Here is a 666-nt window from a genome sequence, read left to right as displayed (position 1 = left end):
ATTAGCATTTAACTCTGATTTCGCGAATACATTTTGCTCATACCCTCTTGTAAAATCTTTAGATTTATCAATTTCATCTGCATATGCTTTGTTCGACATACCCAATGCCAAAAACATACCTATTGAAATTGACAAAATTCCAATACTAACTTTTCTAATTGAATAGCGTACTTTACTTTGTTGTTTATTCATGATGAAACACTCCTTACAATAATATACAAACATTATAACATAGTGCGCTATATATTTTAATTAAAATTTTCTTTGTTTTGTAAAGCTATTGTAGGAGGTAAAATAATTAACTTGTCTTTCCAAAATATGAAAAGTGTACTAAAATTCATCGCACGACAAATAGCCCATTTCCAATACTTTTATAAAGTATGGAATGGGCTATAGCCATTTATATCATCTTTTAACTTTATTTATTAACAGTTAATAATGCTTCATAAATACCTGCTTCTTTAGCAGCTTCAATTAATGTTGAACCAATTTCTGAAGGTGTTGCCGCTGTTTTCACACCACAACTATTTAATGTTTTAATTTTCTCTTCAGCAGTACCTTTACCACCTGAAATGATTGCACCAGCATGTCCCATACGTTTTCCAGGAGGTGCTGTTTGTCCACCGATAAAGCCTACAACTGGTTTTGTCATATTCGCTTTAATCC

General features: G+C 31.5%; 1 protein-coding gene and 1 pseudogene. Both read right to left on the bottom strand.

The features are described from left to right. The coding region (locus IDG60_RS19195; RefSeq protein WP_206161072.1) for a YSIRK-type signal peptide-containing protein at positions 1-192 on the bottom strand (192 nt) is incomplete at its 3' end. 226 nt (positions 193-418) lie between these two features. Further along, positions 419-666: pseudogene (locus IDG60_RS19190) on the bottom strand (succinate--CoA ligase subunit alpha); the annotation flags it as partial.

Source organism: Staphylococcus sp. EG-SA-2 (assembly GCF_017152085.1).
Note: the sequence above shows the minus strand (reverse complement) of the source record. Positions and strands in the feature narration are given on the sequence as shown.